Source organism: Salinibacter grassmerensis (assembly GCF_947077765.1).
Taxonomy (GTDB): domain Bacteria; phylum Bacteroidota; class Rhodothermia; order Rhodothermales; family Salinibacteraceae; genus Salinibacter; species Salinibacter grassmerensis.
The window spans coordinates 70,902-90,450 of sequence record NZ_CAMTTF010000007.1 but is presented as its reverse complement, the minus strand read 5'-3'; the positions used below and the strand labels follow the sequence as shown (position 1 = coordinate 90,450).

General features: G+C 64.1%; 14 protein-coding genes and 1 pseudogene. 12 read left to right on the top strand and 3 right to left on the bottom strand.

Translation table 11 applies throughout. The annotated features are described in order from the left end of the window. Nucleotides 1–22 precede the first annotated feature (22 nt). Nucleotides 23–1,738, bottom strand: coding sequence for an amidohydrolase (locus OJB03_RS13515; protein ID WP_263788350.1), 1,716 nt, complete (start codon nt 1,736–1,738; stop codon nt 23–25). Between the two features lie 255 nt (nt 1,739–1,993). On the opposite strand from OJB03_RS13515, the gene OJB03_RS13510 reads away from it, so the two are divergent. From OJB03_RS13510 to OJB03_RS13495, 4 genes are all read left to right on the top strand, one after another. Then, nucleotides 1,994–2,548 carry a GNAT family N-acetyltransferase gene (locus OJB03_RS13510; protein ID WP_263788348.1) on the top strand — a complete coding sequence of 185 codons (555 nt, stop codon included), beginning with the start codon at nt 1,994–1,996 and terminating at the stop codon, nt 2,546–2,548. A gap of 248 nt (nt 2,549–2,796) precedes the next feature. After that, a complete protein-coding gene (lipA, locus tag OJB03_RS13505; RefSeq protein WP_263788346.1) occupies nt 2,797–3,795 on the top strand; it encodes a lipoyl synthase in 999 nt (332 codons plus the stop codon). Between the two features lie 434 nt (nt 3,796–4,229). Then, on the top strand, nt 4,230–5,204 hold the full coding sequence (locus tag OJB03_RS13500) for a DUF4097 domain-containing protein (protein WP_263788344.1): 975 nt from the start codon (nt 4,230–4,232) through the stop codon (nt 5,202–5,204). A gap of 96 nt (nt 5,205–5,300) precedes the next feature. Further along, the gene (locus tag OJB03_RS13495; RefSeq protein ID WP_263788342.1) at nt 5,301–6,161 is read left to right on the top strand and encodes a DUF4097 domain-containing protein; all 861 of its coding nucleotides are present in this window, start codon (nt 5,301–5,303) and stop codon (nt 6,159–6,161) included. On the opposite strand, the gene OJB03_RS13490 is transcribed toward OJB03_RS13495, so the two are convergent. Together OJB03_RS13490 and OJB03_RS13485 are read right to left on the bottom strand one after the other, a co-directional pair. Then, the gene (locus OJB03_RS13490; RefSeq protein WP_263788339.1) at nt 6,158–6,532 is read right to left on the bottom strand and encodes a hypothetical protein; all 375 of its coding nucleotides are present in this window, start codon (nt 6,530–6,532) and stop codon (nt 6,158–6,160) included. The two genes, OJB03_RS13495 and OJB03_RS13490, sit on opposite strands and share 4 nt — an antisense overlap. A gap of 68 nt (nt 6,533–6,600) precedes the next feature. Next, nucleotides 6,601–7,161: pseudogene (locus OJB03_RS13485) on the bottom strand (ABC transporter ATP-binding protein); the annotation flags it as partial. A 1,177-nt stretch (nt 7,162–8,338) separates the two neighbouring features. Here OJB03_RS13485 and OJB03_RS13480 point away from each other — a divergent pair. The 8 genes from OJB03_RS13480 (at nt 8,339) to OJB03_RS13445 (ending at nt 19,494) form a co-directional block, all read left to right on the top strand. Further along, nucleotides 8,339–9,124, top strand: coding sequence for a glycogen/starch synthase (locus OJB03_RS13480; protein ID WP_263788335.1), 786 nt, complete (start codon nt 8,339–8,341; stop codon nt 9,122–9,124). A gap of 210 nt (nt 9,125–9,334) precedes the next feature. Next, nucleotides 9,335–10,672 (top strand): hypothetical protein, encoded by a 1,338-nt coding sequence (locus OJB03_RS13475; RefSeq protein ID WP_263788331.1) that lies wholly within the window; start codon nt 9,335–9,337, stop codon nt 10,670–10,672. Between the two features lie 48 nt (nt 10,673–10,720). Then, the gene (locus OJB03_RS13470) at nt 10,721–12,064 is read left to right on the top strand and encodes an outer membrane protein transport protein (protein WP_263788329.1); all 1,344 of its coding nucleotides are present in this window, start codon (nt 10,721–10,723) and stop codon (nt 12,062–12,064) included. A gap of 134 nt (nt 12,065–12,198) precedes the next feature. Beyond that, nucleotides 12,199–13,554 (top strand): tetratricopeptide repeat protein, encoded by a 1,356-nt coding sequence (locus OJB03_RS13465; protein WP_263788326.1) that lies wholly within the window; start codon nt 12,199–12,201, stop codon nt 13,552–13,554. 260 nt (nt 13,555–13,814) lie between these two features. Further along, the gene (gene eno, locus OJB03_RS13460; RefSeq protein WP_263788324.1) at nt 13,815–15,104 is read left to right on the top strand and encodes a phosphopyruvate hydratase; all 1,290 of its coding nucleotides are present in this window, start codon (nt 13,815–13,817) and stop codon (nt 15,102–15,104) included. A gap of 15 nt (nt 15,105–15,119) precedes the next feature. After that, complete coding sequence (locus OJB03_RS13455; RefSeq protein ID WP_263788322.1) at nt 15,120–15,416, top strand: FtsB family cell division protein; 297 nt, start codon at nt 15,120–15,122, stop codon at nt 15,414–15,416. Between the two features lie 88 nt (nt 15,417–15,504). Beyond that, on the top strand, nt 15,505–16,488 hold the full coding sequence (locus tag OJB03_RS13450; RefSeq protein WP_263788320.1) for an ROK family protein: 984 nt from the start codon (nt 15,505–15,507) through the stop codon (nt 16,486–16,488). 90 nt (nt 16,489–16,578) lie between these two features. Further along, entirely contained in the window at nt 16,579–19,494 is a 2,916-nt protein-coding gene (locus OJB03_RS13445) for a putative LPS assembly protein LptD (protein WP_263788318.1), read from the top strand. Nucleotides 19,495–19,549 lie beyond the last annotated feature (55 nt).

The window sequence follows — 19,549 nt, the reverse complement described above, 5'->3', positions numbered from 1 at the left end:
CGTTTCCCTCCGTCCGAGATCGTCACTCGTTGGCGTAAGCTACGTCCCCCCCGACGATGGTGTAGTCGACCGTCGCCTCTTGGAGGCGCTCCGCCGGGCCTGTGAGGATGTTTTGGGACAGCACCGTCACGTCGGCCAGTTTCCCGGGCGTGAGAGTGCCCTTCATGTCCTCCTCGAACGCCATACGGGCGTTGTTGATGGTGTAGGACTTGAGCGCCTGGCGACGTGTGAGGGCCTCTTCGGGGGTGAACGTCGTGTCGCTGCCCGGGACCTGACGGGCCACAGTGCAGTGAAGACTCGCGAGGGGATTGATCTTTTCGACGGGAACGTCGGTGCCGTTGCCCACCACGGCCCCATCCTCCCATAACGTATTCCAGACGTAGGCCCCCTGGTTCACCCGCTGGGCCCCGAGGCGCTGGTAGTTGTACGGCGCATCGGAGCAGGCGTGGATGGCCTGCATGGAGGCCATGACGCCGAGGTCTGCGAAGCGAGAAATATCGTCCGGATGAAGATGCTGGGCGTGCTCGACACGCCAGCGACGCTCCGCCCCGCTTCCCTCGGCCGCCTCAAACAGCGACGCGTACAGGTCGAGCGTCTCTCGATTCGCACGATCCCCAATGGCGTGGACCGCGATTTGGTAGTCCTCTTCGAGCCCGATCTCGGCGATTTCTCGCACGCGCTCCATCGGCGTCACGTTGATGCCCGTGTCGTTGGGGGCGTCGTCGTACGGCTCCAGCATCCAGGCGCTACGCGAACCGAGGGCCCCGTCGACCGTCACCTCCCCGATGGACCGCACGGTGAGGTGCTGATCGGCGGCCCCGATTGCCCGCACCTCCGCGAGGCGATCCTGGGTTTCGCGCGTGACCTCGCGCTGCGAGACCATCGCGTACATCCGAATGTCCAGGGCCCCGCGCTCGGCCATCTCGCGGTATAGACGGATGGTCTCGAAGGACGCCCCCTGGTCCTGGAAACTCGTCACGCCGTTGGCGAGTGCCTCCTCGGCGGCAAGCCGCACCTGTCGCTCACGGCGGGCGCGGCGTTGCTCCGGGCTCATGTCACTCCGCGACGCGTTGAGGACCTCCTGCACCCGTCCCTCCGCCGTTTCGAGGAGCACACCGGTGGCCCGCCCCTGCGCGTCCCGCACGATGGTGCCCCCCTCCGGGTCGGGCGTATTCGGCCCAATCCCCGCCGCCTCTAGGGCCGCGTCGTTGGCAATGGCCGCGTGGCCGCTGGCGTGGGTCAGGTACACCGGGGTGTCGGGCGCCACCTCGTTCAGCCGCGCATTCGTCGGAAAACCGCGCACCATCCGCTCGGGGGTCGAGGTCCACTTTTCTTGGTGCCACCCTCGCCCCTCCACCCATGCCCCGGAGGCCGCCTCGTCGGCGGAGGAGTCCACCTTCGACACGATCAGCCCCCACGATGAGGTGCCCAGAAGATCGAGTTGCATCTGTGCCTTCCCCATGCCCATATAGTGCCCGTGTCCTTCGATGAAGCCCGGAACGGCAAGCCGCCCTCCGAGGTCGACGACGCGCGTGTCGCCTCCCACGTAGGCGTCAATCTCCTCGGCGCTGCCAACGGCCAAGAGGGTGTCGCCCGCGGCCGCCAGCGCCTCGACCCGCCCGTGCTCGTCATCAAGCGTGGCGACGGTTCCGTTCGTCAAAACCAGGTCGGCCGTCGGTGGGGACGAACAGCCCACCAGGGCAAGGGCAACGAAAAGAGCAGTTAGTCGGAGGGACATGGGGCAGCAGCGGGTCAGTCAATAAGGTTGGAAGGGTCTCCGTCCCGACCTCGGAGCGGCCTTCACAGTCTCGCGACTCCGGGACACCTTGTCAAGGCACGCAGGCCTTGCACCTCCGCCACGGGGCCTCCGTTTCCCAACCAGCCCCGGTGCCACCGTGCGACGTGGTGTTCGTGGCCGACGTGGAACTCGCGGAGCACGGGCGTCCTATTCGCGTCTCACAAAGCACATCGTTTCTCGCAAAGACCCGCGCTCATGAACGAACTGGCCCTCGATGACGACTTCGTCCTCTCCAGCGTGGAGCGGCGGGACAGGGCGGCGGTGGTCAGGCACCTGCAGGAGAAAGAGATCTGGAAGAACACCCTCTACATCCCGTGGCCCTACACCAAAGACGACGCCGACGCCTGGATTGAGGGCCGGATCCAGCACCGGGCCGAACAGCCCAAAGAGACAACCTTCGCTCTTCGCCGGGCCGACGGACAACTCGTCGGCGTGGTGGGCGCCGATGACCTCAACGTCGGGGCCTCTCACCGCGCCCGGATCGGCTACTGGCTCGCGAAGCCCTACTGGGGACGGGGCCTGATGACCAAGGCAGTTGCGCGGTACGTCGACTACGCCTTTGCGAAGCTGGACGTGGTGCGGATCACGGCAGAGGTCTTCGACTGGAACGAAGCGTCGGCCCGGGTTCTGCAGAAGGCCGGGTTCACGCAGGAGGGCCGCCTGCGCAAGCACCGCGAGAAAGACGGCACCCTGGTGGATGTGCGCTACTTTGGCCTGCTGCGCTCGGATCTCGACAGCGCCTGCGACTGACCACCGCTCTCGTCCGGCCCAGCCGGTCGCCCTTTCCTTCGTTCATTTTTTGCCTATCTCTCTTTTTCTCACCAAAGTCTACGTCTCTGTTATCCGTCTGCCAGGGGCAATCGCCGCCCGCCTGGTCGCCCCCGAGGGAGGAACGGGCAGCATGGCCCCACGTATTCCTTCTCCCATGTTCTCATGCCGGTGCCAACAGGCCACTTGCCTGGCCGCATGGCCGGCTAACTGATCTTTCTCTCCTGCGTATGTCCACCACCGAGACCCGCGATCCGGAGACCTCCGAGAGCCAGCCTACGATGCCCGGCGAAACGGACTTGGGAGCCGTAGAACCCGACCCCATTGGCCCGTCGGGCGACGGCGATCCCGGGTTCGTCGAACTGCCCGTCGTCGAGAACACGAACAAAAACAAACGGGGCGAGCGCCCGGAATGGCTCCGCGTATCCCTCCCGCAGGGCGAATCGTACAAAGAGGTCCGCGAGACCGTGGACGACCACGACCTGCACACGGTCTGCGAGAGCGCCAACTGCCCCAACATGGGGGAGTGCTGGAGCCGCGGCACGGCGACCTTCATGATCCTGGGCGACGTGTGCACCCGCTCCTGCGGCTTCTGCGCCGTTAAGACGGGACAGCCGCAGGACGGCCTCGACTGGGACGAGCCGCGCCGCGTGGCCGACGCCGTCGGCAAGATGGACCTCGAGCACGCCGTCATTACCAGCGTAAACCGGGATGAGCGGGAGGACGGGGGCGCGCCCATCTTTGCGGAGGTCATCGAGCGCATCCACAACCAAGGCGCTACCTGCGAGGTCCTCACGCCCGACTTTCGCGGCATGCGGGATCCCTGTGAGACGGTCTTTGAGGCGGAGCCGGACATCTTCAACCACAATGTGGAGACGGTGCCCAGCCTTTACCGCCGTGTCCGTCCTCAGGCCAATTACGAGCGCTCTCTGAAGGTCCTCCGGTGGGCCAAGGAGGAAAACCTGCGCACGAAGAGTGGCATCATGGTGGGCCTCGGCGAGTCGAAAGAAGAGGTGCTGGAGATCATGGATGACTTCGTCGAGATTGGCCTCGACGTGATGACAATCGGCCAGTACATGCAGCCGACCGACCATCACCTCCCCGTCGAGGAGTGGGTCGAGCCCGAGGTATTCGAGTGGTATAAGGAGGTCGGGGAAGACAAGGGCATCGAGCACGTCGAAAGCAGTCCGCTGACGCGTTCGTCCTATCACGCTGAGGAGCACGTATAACTCTCGGGTCCGCCGCGCGGTCGTCCTGAGAACAGGGTACTTTGCACCCGGCGTTCTTGGGAGGCCAGCGTGTGACGGGCAGGCACTGGGACGAGGGCCGGGGTTTCACACGGCGGTGCCCTCTCTGTGCTACGCAACATGTAGCTCTCGTCTACGGGTGCCCCACAGTATCCGTGTGGTGTATAAGTCGTCGCCCTCGCGGGAAGCATACGTCTGCGAGGGGAGGCACGGCCTCCGTCCAGACCCGAAGTCGGATCGCGCTCTCGCCGCCTCCCGCGAGAAGAACTGGCACCACAAACACGGCTGCTCCCTGGCCCACTGCGGATCAATCGGAGACGGGTGCAACGGATTGGCGGATGCCCCTGTCTGGTAGGATGCCCCCGCGGTCTTTTGCGGGTCCTTCCGAGACCTGTTTCGCAACGCTTCTGCCTCTCATGCTCCGATCCGCACCCGCTCTTCGCCTCCTGCTCGCCGCCACCATCCTCATCCTGGTTGCGGCCCCCTCCGTCGTCGCGCAAGACCCGGCCCGCACCGTGGGTGACGCGGTGCCCCTCGCCGCCGACGGGGAGGTCACCGTCGGTAACCATGAGGGCACCATCACCGTCACCACCTGGGAGCGCGACCGCGTGCGGTACGAGGCCGAGATTATGCCGACCGACGAGGACCCCGACGCCGAGAAGGTGACGATCCGGACCCGCACAGGCGGCGATCGGTTCCGGATCGCTACAGACCATGAGGACGGGGACGACGAATCGACGGTCTTCGGCTTCGACGAGGACGGGTTTCGGTGGGGCGGCATCGACATGCCGGCCGTCCACTACACGATCAAAATGCCGCGGTCTGCGGCCCTCAGCCTCGACGATCACGAGTCGACCATCGAGGTGACCGGCCTCTCAGGGGAGCTCCGAATCGACACGCACGAGGGCTCGATCACCATCGCCGACCAGAGCGGTGCGGTTGCAATCGACAGTCACGAGAGCTCGATTGCTATCACGAACCAGAACGGCGACGTCACGCTCGATACCCACGAGGGGCGCATGGATCTCCGCAACATCACCGGCCGCCTGTCGGTGGACACCCACGAGGGGGACCTCGCCGTCGAGGAACTGGATGGCAGCCTTCGGTTCGATGCACACGACGGCACGGTCTCCGCGTCGTTCGCAGCAATGACCGACGATGTGCAGATCGACACCCACGATGGCAACGCGACCCTCACTATTCCTCCCACCTCAGGATTCGACCTCAACACCGACTTCGACGACGACGTGGATCTGAGCTCTGATTTTGACCTCTCCGCGATCCGGATCGGAGAGGAGGACGAGCCCAACTACCGGGGCGACGTCAACGGGGGCGGGCCCGAACTGTACCTCGAGGCCGACGATGGAGACTTCGCCCTCCGTGCCCGGTAGTTTCGGCCCGGGAGACAGGGTGCTCAAAACCGGTTGCGTGGGTGTCGTCTGTTGGGTAGGGTAAGACAAGAGCCAATCCGTCAACTTCGCCTCGTCATGTCTCCCCCCGTCGTTCTATGGAGCGCCGTCTTCGGGCTCATGCTCGGCCTCGTCGGCGTCACAGGTGCTGCCGGACAGTCTTCATCTCTGGACCCCGTACAAGACACAATCCGCCTCGCCCCCGACGGGGCTGTTGAGATCGACGACACCTACAAAGGAAGCATCACCGTCACGACGTGGGAACGCGACCAAGTCGCCTACAGGATTGCCCCGGCAAGTAGCGAAGACTCGATGGTGGTGTCGAACGCCATCGTCCGTCGGACCGATCAAGGCGTCTCGATCGACCAGGACGGCACCTCTTGGTCGATTCGCATTCCGGGGCTCCTCCGCATCTCTCCGAGCGGGGGAGGCAATTTGGCCGCCCGCTACCACGTCACGATGCCGAAAACGGCCACGTTAGAGATTGACGACTATGCCTCCACCATCGACGTCTCTGACGTGGAGGCCAACGTGGAGATCAATACCCACGAGGGCGTCGTGGTGGTCGACTCGACCGACGGCATGCTCAACTTGGGAACGCACGAGGGACGTATCACTGCGACCGGCATTCGCGGGGGAGTCGCGCTGGATACCCATTCCGGGAACGCATCCGTCGCCTTCGAGGACTTTTCCGCGTCGAGTACGGCGGAGACCCACTCGGGCACGCTGCGCTTCTCTTTGCCCGCGAAGACCGGGTTCGTGCTCCGGACGGACCTCGACAGCACCGACCTCACTATCGATGAGGCCTTCGGCTCCCCTTCAACGGAAGATGAGGGCCGCGCCTTCAACGGCGGCGGGCCGACGCTCACCCTCGATGCCCCTCCTGAGGCCGTCACGGTGCGCCCTCTTGAGGCGTACGAAGGCTCCGAGCAGCGTTAAAAGTCGTCCAGGGTGCGCTCGTCCACCCGCTCCATCTCCCCCTCCTCCATCCGCAGCATGCGCCACGGCTCTTTGGCCTGATTCAGGTAGCAGAGCACCTCGCCCCCGAGCACCTCGTGGGCGGCCCGGGCGCATTCTTGGATGCCGTCCCACGGCAGACGGGGCGCGTTGAACCAGATGCTGGTGTACGGCCCGTTTTTCACCCGCTCGGTAATCTGGACCGGAACAGCCTCCCCGTCGTACTGACCCTCATAGGTGACGATTGGCGCCTCCTGCACCTGGTCCAAGTCCTCAAAGACGCTCGCCAACCAGTCGGCGGCCGACTCTTCGGAGAGATCCCGTACGTAGATTTCGGTCGTGTCGTGGGCCATGTCCGGAGGGAATACACACTTGGAGAAACAGAACGCGTGGAGGGGCGCCCCAACGGACGCCTCCTTCGCTACCGGTGGTTCTCAATGCGGAGCTGTCGGTCGTGCCGCTCCGCCTCATCGGGTCGGTTCGTCGCGACGACGAGGAGCCGTCCCTGTGCCCGCCACGCCTCCGTGATCGACGCAACCATCTCCCGCCCCGCCGCGTCGAGATTCGCAGCGGGCTCGTCGAGGAGTAGGAGCGGGGGGGTGGTAAGCAGGGCGGCCGCGTATTTCACGCGCTGCCGCATGCCCGAAGAGTACGTTCCCACCCGGTCGTCGGCCCGACTGGCAAGCCCGACCTGAGCGAGCACCTCGTCGATCCGGGCCACGGGATCCGGTATCCCCCTCGCACGCGACAGAAAACGAAGGGTCTCTCGCGCCGTGAGCTCTTCGTAGACGCCGACGGCCGGGGCTACGAGCCCGGCCCGAAGCGAACGCTCCTCGTCTGGCACAGGGTTTCCGTTTATGGTAAGCGTCACGCGGCCGGTGCGGGGCGTGAGCAGCCCGGCCAGGATGCGGAGAAGAGTCGACTTGCCTGCTCCATTGGCCCCGGTCACCGCCAGCGTCTCCCCCGGGTGCAGGGTGACTGAGAGCTTTCGGAAGAGCAACAAGCGCCCAAAGTGGTGCCCGACGTGCTCGGCCGCAAGGGTCGGCATACGGCGGCAAAAAAGACTCGTCGTGGGGGTAGCTATCAGTTAAGAAAGATACGGCCCTCTTCGACCAACCCCAAAGAAATTGCCAGCCAATCCGCGGCACATCTCATCGGCCAGCTGGCGGACCATTCTTTTATACACCGAAAGAAGAGGACCTCTTCCCTGTGGATCCGTCGGTACGACGCCCCGCCGGCTCTTCTCCAACCGGCCGCTCCACGGCCCGCACACTCGGCTTATCCAATCTCCCACGGCGAATTGCGCCGAGCGGTCACAAGGGACCACCCGATTTCAGGTCGTTCGGCCCCGCCTCAGTGCTCATTTTATTAGGTGTCTGTGCTTCGTGCAGGTTCTATTCCCTCGAATTTCTCAACTAAACATCGTTCCCGATCAGCTGGTCGATGTAGTGGTGGCTGGTACACACTTTGCGCTGGTGACTGTATGGCCCAGTGTAAACCGCGGGAGGCTCCGTCCGGCCCCTCGGCGCACCTTTTCCTCTGGAATACAGGGCCAGGGGAGCACAGGGGTGTTGGCATGACGTCGAAGGGCCGGACGGAGCTTCTCTGAGAACTTGGGCTTCGACCGGTCAAAGGTTCTTTTCGATGTGGAAAACATCAAGAGAGCCCCCCTCGCGGCTCCCATGCCGTTCTTCAGGCAGCCCCCCCACGCCAGACGAACAAGTTTTTGGTGTGAGGTGAACGCAGACGGTCGTTTTGAGCCTCGGGGCCCCAATCGGTGCCTGACCAATTTCAGTTTTTCACGTTTTTGACGCGACTTCTTCGGGGCGCTAGTTTTTGAAGTTGATTTCCGAGGCAAACAGCGATATGTTTACTTTTACGAAAAATACACTATTGACTTACTGAATCCACTGACGCAGACTCTGTGAATCGGCACTAAGATACAGAGCATTCATGGCCGTCGCAGTTTTCGGGCCAGTCTCCTCTTCCAACCCGGGGTTTTTCTTTCGATGCATCCCTTCGTTCTTGCGCTCCCCTGAGGGTGTCCCGGCTGCACCTCGCTCCACCGATTGAACGAGAGCCGCTCGTCTCGGCATTCGTCCCGGGCAAGCTGCACTTCGTTCGAACCCACCGTTGTCTTCCTAAACTTCTCGATGCACATGGCCTCCTCATACCGTCTCCTGTACGTCGCCGAAGCGCTCGCTCCGTTTACTGAGCGTTCACCACTCGCCAATCTTACCCGGTCGCTTCCCGAGCAGGTGCAAAAAGCTGGGGACTTCGAAGTACGAATCATGATGCCCTGCTACGGGGACATCAGCGAGCGAAAGCACAGCCTCCACGAGGTCATTCGTCTCTCCGACACAGACGTACCGATGGGGGCGGACACCGAGTCGGTTTCCGTGAAGGTGGCTTCGGTACCGGACGCGCAGTTGCAGGTCTACTTCATGGACCACGAGGGCTACTTCGGCCGATCGGGACGCGCGACCGATGGCGATGGCAACACCTTCGACGACAACGCAGACCGGGCATTATTCTTTAATCGCTCCGTGCTAGAGACGCTGCGGGAACTGCGCTGGGGCCCGGACCTCGTCCATGGCTTCGGGTGGATCAGCGGACTCCTTCCGACGCTACTCTCCACCACCTACGCGGACGACGATCTGCTGGGCGGCACGAAGTCTGTCTTCACGCCCGGAGGGCAGGCGCCGGAAACGACCCTCCAGGCTTCGTTTGCCGACGCGATGGACCTTCCAATCGACGGCAACGCCGGGGCGACGCTCTCAGAGGTCGGCCGCGTCCACGCGGACGCCACAATCCTTCCGCCGAACGGAACGTTGGCGAACGGCACGCAGGCTGAGGACGTCTCGATATTTCAGGCCGACACTGAACCGCGCACCGAGCAAACGGTGGCGCTCTACGATCAAATGCTCGGTGAAGTCCCTGCGTAGCATTCGCCTGCCTAGAAACACCCTGCTTCTAGGCGGCATTCAGGGACCCGATTCAGGGATGGATCCATGCTCTTGGCGTCGCACTCTCGGATCTTCCCCCATGGTGTTGTACCTCCCTGGACGTTCTACGTCAATACGTCGTGCATCCAGGGGGCTCTCTCCCCGACTTTCGTACCGAACCGGCGCTCGCCGCTCGCAATGCCGATGTTTATGAAGCGTTCCTGGCTCCCCGCGCTCCTCGTCGGGGGCGCTTTGCTCGTCTCGCTTACCGCCTGCAGCGACTCATCGGATGTCGGGTTGGGGGTCGGCTCTGATCCCTTACGGGGAGGAGATCCAGTCACCCTCGACGTGACGCCTACCCTGGACACGACCCGGACCGCCCCCGTCACGGGCGACAACGCCCGGGAGCGTCCCCCATCCCAAGATGCGTGGCGGTTCCTGGTCGGGAGCGTCAACGACCCGACAGAAGGCACGGGCGTCCTGGAGACACAGGGATATGTTGACTTTGCGGGGCGGAGCAGCTTTCCCTCCGAAATTGCGTCGGCCGATCCAAGCTCGCTAACCGCCGAACTGCGCCTGACGACGGACTACTTCCACGGCTACTCTACTGAGTCGATGGATGTGGAAGTGTACGACCTGACGTCGGAGGCCGAGATGGACTCCGCCCGAGCGACGGCGATCTTCGACGCCGACCCCTCTCCGGTGTCTGTGGACACGGCCACAATCAATCCGTCCGACTCGCTGGTGACCATTCGGCTCCAAGAGTCTTGGGTCAGCGGGAACATCGGGACGCTGCGCAGCACAGGAAATGACGGGGCAGACTTTGAGGACGCCTTCCACGGCTTTAGGATCGTCATGCCGAACAGCGAGGCCGTCGTGGGCTTCTCCTCGTCGACCGCCGCCCTGCGTCTTCGAACGGTGTCCTCCAGCGACACCACCACGGCCGACTACCCAGGCCTGAAGACCTTTACCCATATTGAACAGACTGGTGCCGGTGATCCACCGCCCGGGTACCGACTGGTGCAGGACGGCATCGGGACGAGGTTGGAGATGGAATGGGACTTTGATACAAATCCGCTCGACTCTCTCGAGAGCGCTCCTCTGAACCGGGCTGAGATTTTCGTTCCGAACGACACGAGCGCGTTGGGGACTTCTTCTGGCTTCGAGCGGTCTCAGCCACAGGGCTACCGCATCGTCGCCGCCCGCGCCTCGGGGGCTCCCTCCTGCTCCGCGGTGCGTTCCGTGGTGGTTTCCGATGCGAACAGGACCTGCGCCCTCCCACTGGTTCCCTCCGCAGCCCCCGCGGCGGCCCTCGTTCCGGACAACGTGTCGTCTCCCACCTTTCAGCAGTCGCTCCGGCGCGTCCGCAATGGCCAGCCTCCCGTCTTTACCACGTTCCGCGTCTCCGTCGCCGATCGGGAAAATACGTCCGTAAACAGGGCCGCTACCGTTCAGCCCGGCCTGCCCACTACGCTGCCCGCCCTCGTCCCCGTCGACGGGACCGAGCCGGGCCCGCCCCGCGCCACTCTGACCGTAACGCCGCTCTAGACGATGATTGCCGCTCGGCCTCTTCTCTGTATACTGCGCGACGGTCTCATGCGAATACCACGACTCCCGCACTTCCTCGCCTGGGGCGCCTGCGCCGCCTTCATCCTCCTGGGTTCTACCTCTGCCGCGCACGCTCAGTCCAACGGCGAGGGCACGATCTATTCCCGGTTCGGGATGGGCACTCTAGTCGAGTTTTCCTCGTCTCAGAGCGACGCGATGGGGGGTGGCGGCTACGCGCTTCGCTCCCTCAATTACAATCCCGACGCCAACCCGGCCCTCTGGAGCGACCAGGTGTTCACCCGCCTGTCCGGAAGCGCCGCCTACCGCTCTACCAACGCGGAGGACGGCCAGGGCAACTCCGGGCGGCTCAGCTCCGGCAACGTACAGGCCCTTCAGTTCAACTTCCCGCTCTACCAGCGCTCCTTGGGCGTCGGCGTCTCCTTCCAGCCGTATTCCCGCTCCAACTACAACGCCACCCGAACGGGGCAAGAACCAATTGGTCCTCGTCAGGACGCGGAGGCAAGATACGAGACTTCTTTCTCCGGGTCCGGTGGTCTTCACCGACTGCGGGGCGGGCTGGGGTACCGGGTCAATGACATGCTGAGCGTTGGGGCCACCGCCGACCTCCTGTTCGGCACCCTCGAACGTCGGCGGCGCACGACGTGGACGAACACCCAAGCCCTCCGCAACACCATCGTCTCCGACGGCGTGCAGCTCTCCGGCCTAACCAGTACGCTTGGCGGCCACCTCGCCCTGGCCGACGTGTTCGCCGAGGACGACGCCTTCTCCGTCGGGGCCTCCGTAACCCTTCCGGCCAACCTCTCGGGCGAGCGGTACCGTACCCTCGACGAGGATCTCGCCCGAGACACCCTGTCCACCGAGCGGGGAGACGTCACGCTGCCCTGGAAAGGCCGCCTGGGACTCTCTTACCAGCCCAACGCCCGCTGGACGTTCGTCCTTGACGGGGCCTTCGATCCCTGGAGCACCTTTTCGAGTGATTTCCCTACCGGAGCCTCCGAGGGATCCCCGGCCCGCTTTCCGGCCGGCGGCACGGGCACCCTCGCGGACCGATGGCGCCTCTCTACGGGGGCCGAAGTGGTGCCTGCCGGCGACGATCAGTTGTCTGGGTACTTTGCCCAGGTGGCCTACCGCTTTGGGGGATACGCCGAGCAGATGTACGTGCGCCCGGATCAAGAAACGACGCTCCATGAACTTGGCATCACCGCGGGCATCAGTCTCCCCACCTCCCTCTCTGGCACGCGAATTGACTTGAATACGATTGCCGGAACGCGAGGGACGACCACCAACTCCCTCGTCCGCGACCGGTTCTTCGGGGTCTCCCTCCACGTGAACTTCGGAGAACGTTGGTTCCAGCGGCGCAAGCTCCGGTAGGATACGCCAGGATCCGCGGGACATCCCCTCACCGAACAGGCCCCGCCACGGGATCATCTTGACTGAAACTCAACGCTGAACGTCTAGTCTAAAGCCCTAGCCTGTTCAAAATATCGGACAGAATTGCCCCCAACATGCTTCAATCTGCCCCCGTTCTCCGATTACAGTCCTTCGTCATCGGCGCTCTCTGCGCAGGGCTTGCCCTCTTTGTAGCGGTTCCGCCGGCCTCGGCCCAGGACAGCGAGCCGAGCAAGCGGGAGAAGCTGATGCACTACAGCCTCTACTACGAGAATTACAAGAACGACAACTTCGAGAGCGCGCGGAGCGATTTGCTCTGGATCCTCGACAACGCCCCTGGCGTCCCCGACGGCGATGACGACAACTACCGCCGAGTGATTCGTCTCTACGAAGGGCTCGCCGAGCAGGCTACGGAGGAGGACGTCCGGAAGGCATACCTAGACACCGCGGCGACGTACCTGGCCTCCGCCTCGGAAAACATCGAGCAGTACGGCCTCGAGTATACGCCGTACAAGTGGGAGCGGCGCAAAGGGCGGTTCCTTGAAAAGCATCAGGGGTCTCTTCCGGACGGGGTTGAGGGGCTCGACACGCCGACGACACACTACCGACGGGCCTTTGAGCTTGCCCCGAAGGAGCTGGACCCCTACTACATCCAGCAGGTACTGCGGTCGCACCTCGACAACAACGACCTTCAGAAGGCCCTCGACTTCGCCAACACCGTTGAGTCGAAGCGGGGCGACGACGAGGAGGTGGCCGGGATGATTAGCTCGATCCGTGAGGATGTATTCGGCAAAAACCCGCAGGCCAAGATCGCATATTTGGAGGAGCAGGTTGAGCAGAGCCCGGATAGCACCCAGTTGCTCACGGAGCTCTTCGACGCGTACAACCAGCAGGGCAACGTCCAGAAGGCCTCAAAGCTTTCGAAGCGGCTGATCAAGATGGAGCCGTCGGCCGAGACGGTCCGGCAGATCGCGCAGATGCGCCTCGAGGACGGGCGGCCGGAGGCCGCGCTTCAGGCGTACAAGCGGGCGGAGACGCAAGGGGCTGAGCTGAAGGCCGAGGATCACTTCAACCGAGGCACAGCCTACCAGAAGATGGAGCAGTTCCCCCAGGCCCGCCAAGCCTACCAGAAGGCCATCGACACGAAGGACGGCTTTGGACGAGCCTACATTGCCATCGGGGACCTGTACGCGAGTGCTGTGAACCAGTGCAGTGGAAACGAGATGGCCCGGAACGACAAGGCCGTGTACTGGGCCGCCGTGGACAAGTACCGGCAGGCCAAGGAGGTCGACTCTTCTATCTCCTCCGTCGCGGACAGTAAGATTCAGACGTACCGGGGGGTCTTCCCGACCAAGGAAGACATCTTCTACCGCGAGGACTGGGAGAGCGGAGCGTCGTTCACAATCGACTACGGATGCTACTCGTGGATCGGCGAGTCGACCTCCGTCCGGTCGGCCCCTTCGTCGGGTTGATTCGGATACCTTTGGAGAAGCAAACGGGCCGGCGCGCCATTGAGGCCGTCGGCCCTTTTCTTTGTCGCGGGCGAGGACTGGGCCCACGTCCGGATACTGGTCGTCTGCGAGCACAGCCAGTGATTTTGAACGCCCTTGTTGATTCGGTCTTGTGGTTCTGGACGCCGACCACGTAGTTAACGAGTGCGCGTCGTACCCGTCTCGTTGCGGGGCGCGGGCCTTGTCACCGCCTGTCTCAGCATTTCGCGTTTCCGTCCCGTATGGCTTCGATTCAACGTGTCACTGCCCGCCAGATTCTCGACAGCCGCGGCACCCCCACGGTCGAGGTCGACGTCACGACCGAGGAGGGCGTGCTTGGCCGTGCGGCCGTTCCGAGCGGGGCGTCGACCGGCGCGTACGAGGCCGTTGAGCTGCGCGACGGGGACGCCGACCGGTACCACGGTCAGGGTGTGCTCCAGGCCGTGGGCCACGTCAATGACGCGGTTGCCGACGCGCTGCACGGCATGAGCGCCCTTGAGCAGGTGGCGATCGACGATGCGCTCCAAGCCCTCGACGGCACAGAAGACAAGTCGAACCTGGGGGCAAATGCCATCCTCGGGGCCTCCCTCGCCGCCGCGAAAGCCGGTGCCGCCACCCTGGGCGTGCCACTGTACCGCCACCTGGGACGGGCCACTGCGCGCACCCTTCCGGTACCGCTCATGAACATCCTCAACGGGGGCGAGCACGCCGACAATAATGTAGACATGCAGGAGTTCATGATTGCCCCAGCGGGGGCGACGTCTTTCTCCGAGGCCCTCCGCACCGGCGCAGAAGTCTTTCACACTCTCGAGTCGGTGCTCCAGGACCGCGACTACAGCACCGCCGTGGGGGACGAGGGCGGCTTTGCGCCCGACCTCGGCTCGAACGAGGAGGCCGTGGAGCTCATTCTCGACGCCATCGAGAAGGCGGGGTACACCGCGGGCTCGGACGTCTTCGTGGCCCTCGACCCCGCCGCCGCCGAAATGGTCGAGGACGAGGCGTACGTCTTCTGGAAGAGCGACCCGGACACCGAGCGGTCGTCGGAGGACATGGTCGAGTACTGGGCCGAGTGGGTCGATCAGTACCCCATTCTCTCGATCGAGGACGCCATGGACGAGGACGACTGGGACGGCTGGGCCATGCTGACCGACGCGATTGGGGACGAGGTCCAGCTCGTGGGCGACGACCTGTTCGTCACAAACACGGAGCGCCTCTCGCGGGGCATCGAGGAGGAATGTGGCAACTCCATCCTGATCAAGCCCAATCAGATTGGGACGCTGACCGAGACGCTCAACGCCATCGAGACGGCCCACAAGCACGGGTTCACGGCGATCATCAGCCACCGGTCCGGCGAGACCGAGGACACGACGATTGCCGACCTGGCCGTGGCCACCGAGACGGGCCAGATCAAGACCGGCTCGGCCAGCCGGAGCGACCGGGTGGCCAAGTACAACCAGTTGCTCCGAATTGAAGAGCAGTTGGGAGCGACGGCCCAGTATCCTGGCCTCGACGCCTTCCCCCTCACGAACTAAGCGGCCTCGGCCCCCATGCCCGACTCCACGTTCTCCGGTCGTCGCGTGCGGTGGGGAATCGGCCTCCTGGTGGGTGGCATGCTCATCTGGGTCGCGTTCTTCGACAGCCACAGCCTCTGGCAGCGATACCGCTGGCACCAGGAGCTGGAGGCTACCACCCAGGAGAACACCGACCTCCGTGCCAAGATCGAGCGCCTCCGTTCTCAGCTCGACCGCCCCTTGTCGGATAGTGTCGTGGAACGGATCGCCCGTGAGGAATACGGCATGAAGCGACCCGGCGAAACCATCTACCGCGTCGAGCCCGGCGAGTGAAACGTGACGCCCCCGCGCCGGACGACCGAGGGGCCTTCTGATCCTTCAAGACTCACCCAGTTGCCCATCATCCGCTCCACGGACTAGCATGAGCTCGTACGCCGTTGGGGTTGACATTGGGGGGACGAACCTGAAGGCCGCCCTCGCCGACCACGAGGAGGGCCTGCTTGAACAAACCCAACGCCCTACGAAGGCCCAGAAGGGACCCGAGCACGTCAAGTCCCAGATTACGGCCCTCGTCGCGGACCTGATCGACGCGGCCCCGTCGGACGCCGTGGCGGGCATTGGCATTGGTGCGCCCGGTGCCGTGAACTGGGACCGCACGACGGTGTCTCACCCCCCCAATATCGAAGGCTGGGAGTCCGTAAATCTACGCTCGGCCCTCCAGTCGCGATTGGACAGCTCCCTCCCCGTCATCGTGGAGAACGACGCAAACGTGGCGGCCCTCGGGTCTGCCTTCCACGGGGCCGGCCGGCACGTCGACTCGTTCATCATGATCACCCTCGGCACCGGCGTGGGTGGGGGCATTATATACCAGAACAAAATCTTTCGGGGAAGCACCGGCGGGGCGGGCGAGATCGGACACATGACGGTCGACTACGAAGGGCCGTTCGCAAACACGGGCGTGGGTGGGGCCATCGAAGGATACCTCGGCCAGAAGTTCTTGACCCGTCACGCCCGCGACCGGATCATCAACTACCCCGAGAGCAGCGTCCGGGACCTCGTGGGGGGCGACCTGGAGCAAATGTCGCCCCGCATTCTGCACGAAGCGGCGACGCAGGGCGACGAGTTTGCACAGGACATGCTGGCATGGGCCGGCCACAAGCTCGGGTGCGTGCTCGGCTCCGCCGTAAATCTTCTAGACATTCGAACCATTGTGGTGGGCGGGGGCGTTTCTGCGGCCGGAGATTACATCCTTGATCCTGCCCGCGATGTCCTCCCCCGCTTTGTCACGCCGGGCCTTCGGGACGACCTCCAGATTCACCGAGAAGACCTCGGGAACGAGGCCAGCCTTCTCGGGGCGGCCCGCCTCGCCTTTGAGGGTAAGGACGCCCAGGTTGGAACTCGATAGTCGTCGGCCCGCACATCCGCCGCTGCACGCGACTCGCGTGTCGGCTCTCCGGGGCGGGACGATTCGTGTCTACCCCACCGCCTGGTGACTGTGCTTCGCTCCTTCCGACCGGACCGATTGACCGTTGGGCTCGGGGCCCTGCTCCTGCTCGTCCTCCTGGCCCGTCCGAGCACCGCCCAGAACCGCCGCTCCGTCCCCGACTCGGCCCGCCAGTCTCAACGACCGTCCGCGTCGGGGGCGGCCCGTCCAACTGCCGGCTCCGAGGACGCTGCCGGCGTGGAGTTCGCCGCGTCGGACTCGCTGGTCATCGTCACGCCCCGAGACTCGACGGACCATGGAACCCTCCACGGACAGGCGCAGATGTCGTACCAGGGCGCGACCCTGAAGGCGGGCACCATCGAGATGAATCTCGAGACGAGCGTCCTCGAAGCATTCGGCTCCCCCTCCGACACCGCACAGACGCGCCCGACGTTTGAGCGGTCCGGGGGCCAACAGGGGGGCGGCCGGGGCGGCGGCCAGTCGTTCACCGGAGAGACCCTCTCCTACAGCCTCCGCACCAAACGAGGCCGGGTCGTGACGGCCCGCACGCAGCAGCAGGACGGCTACGTGCAGGGCGATGCCGTAAAGGTCTTCGAGGACAGCACCCTATTCGTGCAGGAGGGCAGGTACACGACCTGTGACTGCCCCCCCGGCGAGACCCCGTCCTACTCACTGCGCTCGAATCAGATGAAGGTGGACGGGGAATGGGTTTACACCGGCCCCATTCACCTGTACCTGTTTGACATCCCCACCCCCTTGTGGCTTCCGTTCGGGTTTTTGCCCAACGTGTCGGGCCGCCGGAGCGGCCCCCTGGCGCCGAACTACGGCCAGGACCGGGAAAAAGGGCTCTTTCTCCGCAACTGGGGCTGGTACTTCGCGATGAACGCCTACACGGACCTGCAGCTTCAGGCCAGCGTCTGGTCGAAGGGGAGCTTCGAGATCAACCCCATATTCCGGTATAGCAAGCGGTACAACTACGACGGGAGCGTAGACCTCACCTACCGTCGCACCCAAATTGGGGAGGAGGAGGACCCCGACTTCACCAACCGGCACCGGGGGCAGCTCAAGTGGCGACACAGCCAGGACCTCTCCCCCACCGCGTCCATCCGCGGCGACATTAACCTGGCCACCTCCACGAACTTCGCGCGCCGCAACAGCAACAACTACAACGACGCCGTCAGTCAGGAAATTTCGTCGAACCTGCGCTACAGCAAAAGCTGGCCCGGAAGCGGAAAAAACCTAAGCCTCAGTGCCAACCAGCGGCAGCAGCTTCAGAGCGGGGAGGTGTCCATGACCCTCCCCAGCCTGAACTTCTCGCAGCGCTCGTTCAAGCCCTTTGAGGTAGAACAGGCGGTGGGCGACGACCGGTGGTTCGAAAAGATCACGACCTCCTACGACCTGTCGGTCGACAACAGCTACTCCTTCTCCCCGCGAGACGTCGATCAGCTCCGCGAGCAGGGGGACTCCCTGGAGGCGGATCGGGTTTCCGACATCGCCTGGTATGAGGCGCTCGTAGACCGGGAAAAGTATCGGACCGCCACCGGCGATGATGAGCAGTTCGACTTTAGCGCGACGCACCAGATTCCGGTGAGTGCCTCCTTCCGGGTCAACCGCTATAACCTCGGCCTCAGCCCCAATTTTCGCTACAACTCGGACTGGCGCATCAGCACCCTCCGCCAGGTCGTCGATCGCGACACGACCGAAGAGGACACCACCCGTACCACGGAGGAACGGCGGGTTCAGGGCTTTTACGCCCGGCGGGACTTCTCAACGGGCGTCTCGGTCAACACGGAGCTGTACGGCCTTTTCCCGATCGGGATTGGCCCTTTTCAGGGCCTTCGCCACCGGGTGTCTCCCTCCCTCTCGTTCAGCTACAGTCCCAACTTCAACGCGCCCTTTTGGGGGCGGACACGCCAGCTCCGCTACGCGAACGGAGACCCTGTGCTCAACGACGACGGGGATCCCGTCCGGTACGACATTCTCAACGGAAACCGGGTGCGCGGGAGCAACGAGCAGCGCACCTTGAGCTTTCGGCTCGACAACGAGCTCGAGACGAAACAGGTACGCGTCGACTCGACCGGGGAGACGGACGAGGAGAAGATTAAGCTGCTGGACTTCGACCTGGATACCTCCTACAACTTCACGGCCGACGCCTTCAAGCTCAGTGACATTGGCCTCCGGGCCCGCACCTCGATCCGCGACTTTAGCGTCCGGTCGTCCATGACTTTTTCCCCGTACGCACTCCGTCCTACCGGGAGCGACGACGGCCGCCGTCTCCGGCGCGTCGACCGCTACATGTTCGCAGAAAGCCCGCTCACACCGGTCCGTCTTACCCGCTTCAGCCTCAACCTTAGCAGCTCGTTCGATGGAGACGGCGGCGGCAGCGGGGTTGGCACTCGTCCGGGCCTGCAGTCGGGCAGAAGAGGAACCACAGGCCGCCCCGGGCCACGACGCCCCGAGCAGGGCCGCTCGGCGGGCGGCTCCCGCTCTCGGCAGGAAGGTAGTACCTCCGGGCCCCGTCCTCAACAGGGCTACCTCGGCACGGATATTCCCTGGACGCTGAGCTTCGACTTCAACTACAGCTTCCGCAAGCCGCGGAAGCAGGTTGAGGGCCAGACGGCAACGCTCAACACCCAGTTCAGCCTTGACGTCACCCCGCGGTGGTCCTTGGAGGGGCGGACGGGCTACGACTTTGTCCGGAACGAACTGGCCACCACGAGCATCAACCTCAACCGCGACATCGGGCGCTGCCGGTGTTGGGTGATGTCCTTCAGCTGGGTGCCCTTCGGGTCGCGCCAGTCATACAGCTTCAGCCTCCAGGTCAAGAGCGGGCAGCTGTCCCAGTTGCTCCGGCTCCAGATTCCAAACTCGGGTCAGGATGGCCCGCTGGGTGGCTTCGGAAACCGTCTCCGCAACACGGCGGGCAGTGTTGCCGGGGGAGGAGCACCCGGCAGCTCCTTCCCGTGAGTCATCATTGTCGTGAGCGGTGTGATGGCGACCTGCTCGTCTATGCGCTCGGGCA

Bases quoted from the DNA above. Each gene is read 5' to 3' on its own strand.
- OJB03_RS13515 (WP_263788350.1), bottom strand. From the start codon at position 1,738: ATGTCCCTCCGACTAACTGCTCTTTTCGTTGCCCTTGCCCTGGTGGGC.
- OJB03_RS13510 (WP_263788348.1), top strand. From the start codon at position 1,994: ATGAACGAACTGGCCCTCGATGACGACTTCGTCCTCTCCAGCGTGGAG.
- lipA (WP_263788346.1), top strand. From the start codon at position 2,797: ATGTCCACCACCGAGACCCGCGATCCGGAGACCTCCGAGAGCCAGCCT.
- OJB03_RS13500 (WP_263788344.1), top strand. From the start codon at position 4,230: ATGCTCCGATCCGCACCCGCTCTTCGCCTCCTGCTCGCCGCCACCATC.
- OJB03_RS13495 (WP_263788342.1), top strand. From the start codon at position 5,301: ATGTCTCCCCCCGTCGTTCTATGGAGCGCCGTCTTCGGGCTCATGCTC.
- OJB03_RS13490 (WP_263788339.1), bottom strand. From the start codon at position 6,532: ATGGCCCACGACACGACCGAAATCTACGTACGGGATCTCTCCGAAGAG.
- OJB03_RS13480 (WP_263788335.1), top strand. From the start codon at position 8,339: ATGGCCTCCTCATACCGTCTCCTGTACGTCGCCGAAGCGCTCGCTCCG.
- OJB03_RS13475 (WP_263788331.1), top strand. From the start codon at position 9,335: ATGAAGCGTTCCTGGCTCCCCGCGCTCCTCGTCGGGGGCGCTTTGCTC.
- OJB03_RS13470 (WP_263788329.1), top strand. From the start codon at position 10,721: ATGCGAATACCACGACTCCCGCACTTCCTCGCCTGGGGCGCCTGCGCC.
- OJB03_RS13465 (WP_263788326.1), top strand. From the start codon at position 12,199: ATGCTTCAATCTGCCCCCGTTCTCCGATTACAGTCCTTCGTCATCGGC.
- eno (WP_263788324.1), top strand. From the start codon at position 13,815: ATGGCTTCGATTCAACGTGTCACTGCCCGCCAGATTCTCGACAGCCGC.
- OJB03_RS13455 (WP_263788322.1), top strand. From the start codon at position 15,120: ATGCCCGACTCCACGTTCTCCGGTCGTCGCGTGCGGTGGGGAATCGGC.
- OJB03_RS13450 (WP_263788320.1), top strand. From the start codon at position 15,505: ATGAGCTCGTACGCCGTTGGGGTTGACATTGGGGGGACGAACCTGAAG.